This window comes from Lysinibacillus sp. NPDC059133 (genome assembly GCF_042755925.1).
GTDB lineage: Bacteria > Bacillota > Bacilli > Bacillales_A > Planococcaceae > Lysinibacillus.
This window is the reverse complement of record NZ_JBHZDH010000009.1, coordinates 1,327-11,064: the sequence shown is the minus strand read 5'-3', so window position 1 is coordinate 11,064 and position 9,738 is coordinate 1,327. Positions and strand designations below refer to the sequence as shown.

At 36.4% G+C, this 9,738-nt stretch carries 11 protein-coding genes and 4 tRNA genes; 4 read left to right on the top strand and 11 right to left on the bottom strand.

What is annotated here, in order from left to right; all coding sequences use genetic code 11:
- Positions 1-307 precede the first annotated feature (307 nt).
- Positions 308-1,021: a glucosamine-6-phosphate deaminase gene (nagB, locus tag ACFXN8_RS07015; RefSeq protein ID WP_386844061.1), complete on the bottom strand. Its 714-nt coding sequence runs from the start codon at positions 1,019-1,021 to the stop codon at positions 308-310.
- A 206-nt stretch (positions 1,022-1,227) separates the two neighbouring features.
- Here nagB and ACFXN8_RS07010 point away from each other — a divergent pair, with 206 nt between their 5' ends.
- Positions 1,228-1,971 carry an arylamine N-acetyltransferase family protein gene (locus tag ACFXN8_RS07010; RefSeq protein ID WP_386843915.1) on the top strand — a complete coding sequence of 248 codons (744 nt, stop codon included), beginning with the start codon at positions 1,228-1,230 and terminating at the stop codon, positions 1,969-1,971.
- Positions 1,972-2,035: 64 nt separating this feature from the next.
- On the opposite strand, the gene ACFXN8_RS07005 is transcribed toward ACFXN8_RS07010, so the two are convergent.
- Both ACFXN8_RS07005 and ACFXN8_RS07000 read right to left on the bottom strand, forming a co-directional pair.
- Positions 2,036-3,127 carry an S-layer homology domain-containing protein gene (locus tag ACFXN8_RS07005; protein WP_386843913.1) on the bottom strand — a complete coding sequence of 364 codons (1,092 nt, stop codon included), beginning with the start codon at positions 3,125-3,127 and terminating at the stop codon, positions 2,036-2,038.
- A 107-nt stretch (positions 3,128-3,234) separates the two neighbouring features.
- Entirely contained in the window at positions 3,235-3,588 is a 354-nt protein-coding gene (locus tag ACFXN8_RS07000; protein ID WP_386843911.1) for a VOC family protein, read from the bottom strand.
- A gap of 259 nt (positions 3,589-3,847) precedes the next feature.
- On the opposite strand from ACFXN8_RS07000, the gene ACFXN8_RS06995 reads away from it, so the two are divergent.
- From ACFXN8_RS06995 to ACFXN8_RS06985, 3 genes are read left to right on the top strand one after another with little or no spacing between them, the layout of a single operon-like run.
- Positions 3,848-4,444 carry a TetR/AcrR family transcriptional regulator gene (locus tag ACFXN8_RS06995; protein WP_386843909.1) on the top strand — a complete coding sequence of 199 codons (597 nt, stop codon included), beginning with the start codon at positions 3,848-3,850 and terminating at the stop codon, positions 4,442-4,444.
- Positions 4,445-5,140 (top strand): SGNH/GDSL hydrolase family protein, encoded by a 696-nt coding sequence (locus ACFXN8_RS06990; RefSeq protein ID WP_376076845.1) that lies wholly within the window; start codon positions 4,445-4,447, stop codon positions 5,138-5,140. It begins immediately after the preceding gene.
- Positions 5,141-5,158: 18 nt separating this feature from the next.
- Entirely contained in the window at positions 5,159-5,974 is an 816-nt protein-coding gene (locus ACFXN8_RS06985; RefSeq protein ID WP_386844059.1) for an SDR family NAD(P)-dependent oxidoreductase, read from the top strand.
- 225 nt (positions 5,975-6,199) lie between these two features.
- Here ACFXN8_RS06985 and ACFXN8_RS06980 read toward each other — a convergent pair whose 3' ends face one another.
- From ACFXN8_RS06980 to ACFXN8_RS06945, 8 genes are all read right to left on the bottom strand, one after another.
- The gene (locus ACFXN8_RS06980) at positions 6,200-6,484 is read right to left on the bottom strand and encodes a hypothetical protein (protein WP_376076840.1); all 285 of its coding nucleotides are present in this window, start codon (positions 6,482-6,484) and stop codon (positions 6,200-6,202) included.
- 198 nt (positions 6,485-6,682) lie between these two features.
- Entirely contained in the window at positions 6,683-7,357 is a 675-nt protein-coding gene (locus ACFXN8_RS06975; RefSeq protein ID WP_386843907.1) for an ABC transporter ATP-binding protein, read from the bottom strand.
- Position 7,358: 1 nt separating this feature from the next.
- Positions 7,359-8,393: an ABC transporter permease gene (locus ACFXN8_RS06970; protein WP_386843905.1), complete on the bottom strand. Its 1,035-nt coding sequence runs from the start codon at positions 8,391-8,393 to the stop codon at positions 7,359-7,361.
- 138 nt (positions 8,394-8,531) lie between these two features.
- Positions 8,532-9,092 carry an RNA 2',3'-cyclic phosphodiesterase gene (gene thpR, locus ACFXN8_RS06965; protein WP_386843903.1) on the bottom strand — a complete coding sequence of 187 codons (561 nt, stop codon included), beginning with the start codon at positions 9,090-9,092 and terminating at the stop codon, positions 8,532-8,534.
- 247 nt (positions 9,093-9,339) lie between these two features.
- Positions 9,340-9,420 (bottom strand) — tRNA-Leu (locus ACFXN8_RS06960).
- Positions 9,421-9,467: 47 nt separating this feature from the next.
- Positions 9,468-9,541: transfer RNA gene (locus ACFXN8_RS06955), tRNA-Cys, on the bottom strand.
- Between the two features lie 10 nt (positions 9,542-9,551).
- A tRNA-Gly gene (locus ACFXN8_RS06950) sits at positions 9,552-9,626 on the bottom strand.
- A gap of 6 nt (positions 9,627-9,632) precedes the next feature.
- Positions 9,633-9,707, bottom strand: a tRNA-Gln gene (locus tag ACFXN8_RS06945).
- Positions 9,708-9,738 lie beyond the last annotated feature (31 nt).

Sequence of the window (9,738 nt, the reverse complement as noted above, 5' to 3'; positions counted from 1 at the left end):
GTCGCTTCCTTCCTCATTTCCGTCGCTTGGACCATTCTTTCCGTCGCTCTGATTTCTATCCGTCACCTTGGCTCTTTTATCCGTCGCTTCCATCCCCATTTCCGTCGCTTGGACCATTCTTTCCGTCGCTCTGATTTCTATCCGTCACCTTGGCTCTTCTTTCCGTCACTTCCGTCCTCCTTTCCGTCGCTTGGACCATACTTTCCGTCGCTCTGATTTCTATTCATCGCCTCGGCTCTTCTTTCGAATTCAAAAAAAATAAGCGCAGACTTCAAATCAGATAAAGTCTACGCTTAACGCTTAATTTCTATTTTGTTCCGCCGTAAATAACCGTTACATTCGGATGGTTTAATAATTGGCTTGCTGGGAAATCTTCAGTGATGAACCCACTTTTTAATTTTTCCATAGCCTCTAGTTTTTTTTCACCAAATGCAATTAGAACGATTTCTTTGGCATTCATAATAGATTGAATGCCCATTGTAATAGCATGCGTCGGTACATCCTTAGAGTCATCAAAATAGATGGCATTTTCTGTGCGTGTAGATTCTGTTAACTCTACAATATTTGTCAGAGATTCGAAAGATGTGCCGGGTTCGTTAAAGCCAATATGTCCGTTAACGCCGATGCCTAATAGCTGAAGGTCAACTCCTCCCGCTTCCTTGATTCGAGCATCATAAGCGACACACTCAGCATCTAAATTCTCTGCCTTACCATTTGGTAAATGTATATTTTCTTCCTTAATATCTACATGATTGAATAAATTCTCATGCATAAATGTCCAATAACTTGCGGGACTTGATTGATCGAGACCTACATATTCGTCTAGGTTAAAAGTAATCACGTGGTTAAAAGATATATTTCCAGCTTGTTGGCGTTTTACTAATTCCTTATACATCCCTACAGGAGAACCACCAGTTGCTAATCCTAAAATACTTGCTGACTTTGCTTGTAATTGTTTAGTGAAAATATCCGCTGCTACTTCGCTCATTTCATCGTATGAGTTTACTTCTATCCATTTCATTTCGCATTTAATTTCGCTTGTCATTCGTATACCTACCTTACAATCATTATTATTAACTAAAATAATAGGAAATATTTTTCTTTATAGTAGCTAATATTTTAATTTTACAAGTTATTTACCTATTTTTCTATTATTTTCTTCCTAATATTCACGTGTATTCTTTAGCCATTTCGGTTATGTTATTTAATAAGGAGTGAGGCGATATTATGAATTCACAAATACAGCAATATTTAAAGCTTATTCAATTTCAAGGATCTTTAGAGCCCTCTATTAAGCTACTTGGTCAGCTCCAAACAAGACATCTACATACAATTCCTTATGAGAACCTAGATGTTGCCTTGAAATATGGCATCTCCTTCGCTATCCCTGACCTTTTTCAAAAAATCATTATTCAACATCGTGGAGGCAATTGCTTTGAACTAAATATTTTATTTAGTTGGCTACTTCGCGAGCTTGGCTTTTCTGTAACCAATCGCTATGCACAGTTTTGGCGCAATGTTGAAGCAGATACTCCTGTAGAGGATGTACCTATGCACCAGCTATTGCTTGTCCATTTTGCTGGTCAATCATATATTTCAGATGTTGGGGTAGGTGCAGTAGCTCCTTGTAAACCAGTGCCACTAATAGCTGGGCATCAACACCGTGAAGGTAATGAACTTTATAAAATTGAACGAGATGAAGCGAATGGCTGGATGCTGTACGAAGAAACCAAACATGATTGGCGTTTACTTTATAGTTTTTTCGATGACGCTAACGATGCAAAGTTTGCACCAAGGCTTTCTAAACAAAAAAATAAAATCGCTATGATTCGTATCCCTCGCGGACGACACACAATGCTTAACAATGAATTCCGAATATACGAGGGACAATCCCTAACGATCTATTCAACTCATAACGAAAAAGATTGGCGACAAGCACTTCATCGTTTTTTTCATATTACATTAGATTAGATGCTTCATGACAAAAAGCAAGCCTCCTCATTAATAGGAGACTTGCTTTTCATGTGGCTAACATTTAATTGGCTGTACGTTCAAGCAACTCATAAATAACAACATCATTGTAAAGCTCCTTCACTAAACCGATACCATCGACAAAGTAATATGTTGAAACTCCATCCCTGTATATGGACATTTCTTCTAGAACAATTACATTATTATAATTGACACCACCTGCTTGAACAGTGCCATCTGTTGTTTTAACAGTAAGACGGACTCCTGAAATTATCCCGTCATCATCCTCATGTTGAATCACGCCAATTCTAAGGGGTAATCTGAAGTATAAATCGTAAAATAAATCATAATCACGGTCTTCGCCTTGACCAAAAATATCACCATCGCTAAATAAAAGCTCACTATTAAATGCTTTATTAGAATTCAAATCTCTTACTGCCCACACATCATTCTTATCGTCATAATGACTATACTGATAGTTTAATGTGTACTGTTTTTTATCTTCCAACGAATAATGCGCATACGTATTGTCATACGCCGTATCTTTTAATAGATTCGGATTCGATAACGTTAATGCACGAGCTAAAAATGCTGAAAAATGAGCTCGTGTTAAAGGTACATTTGGCTTAAATGAACCATCATCATATCCTCTTGTTATATTATTACTATAAATTATCGAGATTTCCTTATAGCCCCTTGTCTTCTCTGAAACATCTGTAAAATAGCTTGTCTCAGATCCCTTTATTTTAAATGCTCTTTGCAGCACAATCGCCATGTCCCCTCTTGAAAGAGTTGCATTCGGATTAAATTTCTGTGCCGCATCGAAAATCCCAGCATTTTGCATTGCAGCAATTTCTTTATAATAGGGATGTGTAGTAGGTACATCCTGATACTTTGGATCTTTGACATTCGTCGTTTGCAATCCTAAAGCACGTGTAAACATGACAGCTACCTGCGCTCTCGTTACATATGTATCTGGTTTAAATAGGTTATTAGGATAGCCATTAATAATTCCTTTTTCCACTAAGTAATCAATTTCCGTTATCAATGTATTATCCTTGGACACATCTTTGAAGCTCGCTGCATGTACACTTTCAATCGGTATTAACCAAACAGCTAATAATAGTGCACATACTATTTTTAACATCTTTTCCATGTCTTTCCCCCTCTTTCTCCACTATTCATAATATACTTTTTTGGTATAATTTCCAATATAGTTTTTAACAAAAAAAGCCTCTGCAATCGTTCGCAGAGACTTGTTAATTAGAATTTGTTTTGAATTAAGCCAAAGCCAAGTCCAGTTGGATCTACCAAATAGGCAAGATAAAACTCGTCGAACTCCATTTTGTCACGTACCATGACGGCGCCATTCTTTTTAGCTTTAGAAATGGCTTCATCGATAGAATCCACTTCAATTTGAATACGTGTTCCAAAAGGATAGTCATGTGGCCCCTTACCAATACCGCCGTTAATCCCTGGTTTTTTATCATCCCCGGTTGTTACAGCCCAATATTCCCAATTAGGTGCAGCTACCTGCCAACCAAAAACCTTGGCATAAAACTCAGCAGCTTTTTCAGGTTCCTGACTATTCAATTCAAATCCTATTACTCTCCCCATCTAATTCCCCTCCTAATTTTTAAATCATTATTTATAGTTCAACAATTTGATGGATATTTCCTCCATTTTCTTCATCAACATAACGTTAGGTTGATTTCCGTTGCGACTTATATACATTGAATCATCCCAAACTTCATCTGAATTGGTAGTACGGAATTGTGACAGCATGATGACTTAGGTATTTAACTATTTATTAATTAGTAAAATATTGTATAATTAAATTAGAACGATCGTTCAAATTCAAAAAAGAGGTAAATCATTGAACAAAAGACGTTATGATAGCGAGAAAGCAAAAATTGAAATTATGGAACATGCGGTTAGTTTGTTTTCTCAAAAAGGCTATAATCAAACATCAGTTGGAGATATTTCAACCGCTTCAGGCTACAGCAAGGGACATATTTATTACCATTTTGAAAACAAAGAAAAGCTATTCGTTCTTTTAGCGCAACAAACAATGCAAGACTGGAACAACAAATGGCTGCAAAAAGAATGTACCTACTCCACGGCAACAGAAAAATTATATGGCATGGCCATGCACGTTCTCTATCATTACCAAACACCTTTATTAAGATCAGGGCAAGAGCTAGTTTCCAATCCAAAATCGAGCCCTGAATCAGTGCAACAGCTACACAATTTAGCGATCGTACCGATGAGTGCTTATCGTGCGATTCTGCAAGAAGGAATTGATAAAGGGGAATTTGTTCATGGAAATATTGAAGAGTGGACGGTTCTACTTGGCACATGGCTAGGAGGATTATGTCAGCTTACAAATAATCAGGAGCTGAAAGCACTTGAGCCACTCTTTTACCAAGCAATAACCATTTTTTTAAAGGAGATAAAAAAAGGTGGGATATAAATGGAAATTGCATGTATAGGAGACAGCTTAACAGAAGGTCGACCAGGTGTTTCATTTTTTAAATTACTAACAACAAAACATCAACAAATCGAATTTGACAATCTCGGTAAACCAGGTGAGACAGTAAAAAGCTTACACACTCGTTTGGAAAAATCGAAGCTAGCTACTTATTATGACCTTAGCTTTCTTTGGATTGGTGTCAATGATGTCTACTCTAAACTTTTGAAAGTACAGGCACAGCCAGTTACAAAAGATCATCAAGAATTTAAAGATTACTATGTAAATTGTTTAGAAATGATTTTAGCATCCTCTAAACATGTCGTTTTAGTAACACCAGCTTTAATAGGAGAGACAATAAAAAACACTACTAATAAGGAATTAAAAGAGCTCTCCTCCATTATTCAATCCATCTCCTCTAAATATGCAAATGTTAGCTTTTTAAATATGCAAGAGGTGTTTGAGCATCACTTGGAACAAGTTAATAGTTCGGATTATATGAACACCAATTTTATGCGAGTAATGAAAGATGTATTGTTTTATAAAAATCCTTTGCGAATTGACCGATTGTCCAAAAAGAGAGGGCTACATTTAACGTTAGATGGCGTTCATTTAAATAGTAAAGGAGCAGAACTTGTCGCGGAAGAATACACAGCTGTCATTGAACAGTTTAAATTGCAGGAAGCTACCGTCCATTAGGAAGTCATACGAGAGGTGATGAATATGAGAAAGGTTGCGATTGTTACTGGTGGTGTATCAGGTATAGGGAAGGCTATCTGCAAAGAATTAATAGGTCGTCATGTATTTGTCATTATTGCAGATATCAACGAACATGATGGGCGTCTTCTCGAGGCAGAACTAAATAAAGATGCTTCAAATTCTAGATTTGTTGAATTAAATGTAACCGATTACAAAAGTGTTGAATGTGTCATTACAAATGTCTATGAGGAATTTCAAAGATTAGATTATTTATTCAATAATGCTGGTATAGCTATGTATGGTGAAATGTATGATATGTCAATGGACGAATGGAAAAACATTGTGGATCTTAATTTATGGGGCGTTATATATGGTACTCAAGTTGGCTATCGAATCATGAAGGAACAAGGTTTTGGACATGTCATCAATACCTCATCAGCAGCAGGGTTGGGGCCAGCTCCTATATCTGCGGCATATTCAACTACGAAGCATGCTGTTGTGGGCTTAACGACATCACTACACTATGAGGCTGAGGAATTTGGCATCAAGGTAAGTACGCTATGTCCGACTTTTGTTGATACACCTATTTTCGATAAAGCAACCGCTATTAATATCGATAAATCAGTGATGTCCAAACAATTGAAAAAGCAAAAAATGATGTCTCCACAGCAACTAGCAAAAATCACTATTGCAGGTGTACACAAAAATAAACCTATTATCTGTCCTATGCCAATGCGTAAAACAATGGATGTTATCTTTACGATCTTCCCTTCGTTGCACAGGGCTTTAATGAGAATGGTCTGTAAAGTAAGTCGAAAAGCTCGATTAACATAAACATTCTAAATGGTAAAAAACCGCTATGCTTTTCCGCCGGCAAGGCACGAGCCGCATCAGGGCAAGAAATAGGATGTTGGACACGAAGGCATATGTCTCCTTCGCTACATTTCATTTACACTTCATCTCAAAAACAATTTGTAGGAGTCTTGCGGCTTTTTACCTTTATATTAAGATAACTAAAACACTGAACGGAACAACCCCTTGTCAGAGACAAATAGCTAGTTATTTATGCTTTCCTCCATCATTTTTATAAATACCTAAAAGTAATATAATTAACCCTATAACAAAAATTAAAGGAGATAAAAACATCATAATCGATGTTGCCCAACTATTTTTAACCACTATTCCATACATTACGCCAATTACAAAAGATAAGAACGGTGCAAACGCTATCATTGTAATGATACCCCAAATGATGTAATTCCCTTTCTCGGACCTTCCTTCGGTTAATTGGAATCCCGCTATTAAACCAACTAATACTATCAATAAAGCAATGACAAACGCCATTTCAAATCACCTCCCTCTTTCCTTCTATAATATGCTTCATTAGTTTAGTGATTTGGTAACATAACACTAGGCTTATTAAAAATATCTATAAATTGAGCCTAGACGGGACGGAAAATGATGATGAGCCTGTTTAATCAAAAAACCACAACCACCAATAAATGTGGTTGTGGTTCTTTACTGTTCAATCTAAATGACATCTTACAGAATGACACCATCGCTCATTTTAATAATACGATCTGTATAAACAAGCATCTCTTCATCATGTGTCACCATTAAAGTAGTAATATTTAACGTTTTAGTTAAATCCCTAATTAATAACATAACCTCTTTGGATCTCTGTGAATCTAAACTAGCAGTTGGTTCATCCGCGAATAGAACTTTCGGTTTATGAATGATCGCCCGGGCAATGGCTACACGTTGCTTCTCTCCACCAGACAATGATTGAGGATAAGCCATTTTTCGATGATCCATCCCTACTAATTTTAGAATTCGATCAACTTCATTTTTTTGTTCCTGCTTCTTTAATTTTGATTCAGAAACATCTAGCATTAGCAGTAGTTGCTCCTCAACGGTAAGAAAAGGTACAAGGTGTGCAAACTGAAAGACAAACCCAAATTCACTTGCTCGTACTTTTCGAACCTCTTCAGCGTTCATGATAGACAAGTTTTTTCCCTCAAATGTAACATATCCATCTGTTGCAGGCTGAAGTCCCGCGGCAATTGTCAGAAGCGTACTTTTACCAGATCCAGATGCACCTACCAATGCTGTTATTTCTCCTTCTTTTAAAGAGAGATCGATCCCTTTAAGTATTTCTTCCTCTACTTCGCCATTCGTAAACGTTTTTCTAACTTTATCGATTTTAAATAAAGTCATATTAAGCCTCTCCTTGCTGTATCGCTTGTAATGGTTCAATTTTTCTAATTTGTAGTCCTGAAATTGTAGCCCCAATAAATCCAATAATAAGGAATACGATCGATAATTGCGTCGTTGTCGCGATTGTTAACGTGAAAGGCATCCCTTTTGGCGCTATCAGATTAAAGGCTTGGCTAAAGGTTACCGATAAAATAAGTGAAATAACTGTAATGATGGCCATCTGTGTCCATATCATTTTAAATAACTTACTTGTTTTCAAACCAATAGCTTTTAAAATTCCGTATAAGCCGATTTTTTGGACATTCATCATATAGAAGAAGATCGCAAACAGCATCCCACTAATGACTACTAAAAACCAAACAATCATATTTAAAGACATTTGTTCTGCGCTATAGCTTGGAATTGTATTAAGAAACTCTTTATTTGAAAATGATTCTAACCCAGCAATTTTTTTTGAAGAATATCCGTCTGGTACAAAAATCATCTGCATTTCATCCACACGGTAAATTTCTTTATAATCCTCTTTATTAATATAGGCAACAGGTGCATGACTATATTTCTTTTGGTCAACAAATCCCTTTACTACAAACTTGCCACTAAATTGATTATTCGTTAATGTATCTCCTACATTAATTCCTTTATCTTTCATTGAGCTATCTAATATGACTTCCTCATGCTTCACATTTTCAAATAAATCTGATTCAGTAGATGTAACAAAGGCAACACTTTGCTGCTTATTATCCTTATCATTTAAAAAGTCCATTTGTAGTGAAAAAGCTACTGCATCCTTTTCATTACTCATTATTTTATTTTGAGTACTGCTATCTATTTTTGACAGATTATAAGTTTGATTTGCATCTTCATTCATATAAAATTGTCCTTCGGGTAAGTCTTTAATTAAAGCGGCATTATCTTGTGATAACCCATTCGCCAAACCAGAAATAATAAAAGTTAATAAACTAACAAGAAAAACAATGGAACCTAATATTAAAAATCGTACTTTATTTTTCTTAATTTCTTTCCAGGCTAGATTCATCGTGAGCTCCTCCATTCCTTTTTACACCCTTAGCATAAAATCCTTAAATGAACGGAACATGAACTAATCATTACAAATGGTTTTAAACAAAAAAACTCATAAACCTTTTCATTTTAGGTTTACGAGCTGCTTGTAATATTATTGGCCATCTAAACGAATGACCGCTTTTTTATGATATTTTGGCGTTTCCTCTATTTTTGACTCGTACAAAATCACTTCTTCTACTAGAAATTCTGGAAGCTGAAAATTTTCTTCTAGCAATGCTTCGAACGGCATTTTCCCACATGTTTCATCCCATTTTCTTGCAACAGTTATATGTGGTAAAAATGGCTTCTTATCTAATTCAAATCCTTCCTTCATACAATCACGGTATATTATGTCTCTCACCAAATTTAATTGCTGCGATTCGAGCAGATCAACCCATAAAATTCTTGGATATTCCTTTCTTCCAAAAGTATTGAACCCCTGAATTTTTAATTCGAATGGAGAAACATTCAAAAGATTTTTTTTTGCTTTATCCATTACAGCCTGTAATTGCTCTTCATCCGCATGACCTAAAAAAGCCAATGTGATGTGATAATCTTCCTGATGCACCCATCGTTTAAAATGAAAATCTGTTTTCATTTTTTCACATCTTACTTTAAGAGCTGCTTTAATATCTGAAGGAAGTGGAACTGCAATAAAAAAGTGTCTGTTCATAATCATACCCTCTCTATTCATCGTAAATACTACTTAACAGGCATTATGTCTATTCTCTACAATAATCAACCATTACTGCTCCACGCTAAAGATTGGTGTTCTAATCTATATATGAAAGACTCTCCAGGTAAAAGAAAAATATGCCTTCCATTTAAATAACCCACTTTGCTTTTTAGCAGAGTGGGCCTTATTATCTTTGATTACAAAAAAGACTCCAACATAATCGTTGAAGTCTTTCATTCTATGATACCGGTGGTCGGGGTCGAACCGACACTCCAAAGGAACACGATTTTGAGTCGTGCGCGTCTGCCAATTCCGCCACACCGGCATAATGGAGATAAAAAAAATCGGATAAACCGATTGAGTAATAAAATATGGAGGCGGCAACCGGATTTGAACCGGTGATAAAGGTGTTGCAGACCTGTGCCTTACCACTTGGCTATGCCGCCATAAAATAATTGGAGCGGAAGACGAGGTTCGAACTCGCGACCCCCACCTTGGCAAGGTGGTGTTCTACCACTGAACTACTTCCGCAATAAATGGCTGGGGTACCTGGATTCGAACCAGGGCGTGACGGAATCAAAATCCGTTGCCTTACCGCTTGGCTATACCCCAAAAGTTAAATATATATAAATGGGGCGACTGA

Coding starts and splice junctions, on each gene's coding strand:
- ACFXN8_RS07010 (WP_386843915.1), top strand. CDS start 1,228: ATGAATTCACAAATACAGCAATATTTAAAGCTTATTCAATTTCAAGGA.
- thpR (WP_386843903.1), bottom strand. CDS start 9,092: ATGAACAGACACTTTTTTATTGCAGTTCCACTTCCTTCAGATATTAAA.
- ACFXN8_RS06990 (WP_376076845.1), top strand. CDS start 4,445: ATGGAAATTGCATGTATAGGAGACAGCTTAACAGAAGGTCGACCAGGT.
- ACFXN8_RS07000 (WP_386843911.1), bottom strand. CDS start 3,588: ATGGGGAGAGTAATAGGATTTGAATTGAATAGTCAGGAACCTGAAAAA.
- ACFXN8_RS07005 (WP_386843913.1), bottom strand. CDS start 3,127: ATGGAAAAGATGTTAAAAATAGTATGTGCACTATTATTAGCTGTTTGG.
- ACFXN8_RS06970 (WP_386843905.1), bottom strand. CDS start 8,393: ATGAATCTAGCCTGGAAAGAAATTAAGAAAAATAAAGTACGATTTTTA.
- nagB (WP_386844061.1), bottom strand. CDS start 1,021: ATGAAATGGATAGAAGTAAACTCATACGATGAAATGAGCGAAGTAGCA.
- ACFXN8_RS06985 (WP_386844059.1), top strand. CDS start 5,159: ATGAATATGAGAAAGGTTGCGATTGTTACTGGTGGTGTATCAGGTATA.
- ACFXN8_RS06980 (WP_376076840.1), bottom strand. CDS start 6,484: ATGGCGTTTGTCATTGCTTTATTGATAGTATTAGTTGGTTTAATAGCG.
- ACFXN8_RS06975 (WP_386843907.1), bottom strand. CDS start 7,357: ATGACTTTATTTAAAATCGATAAAGTTAGAAAAACGTTTACGAATGGC.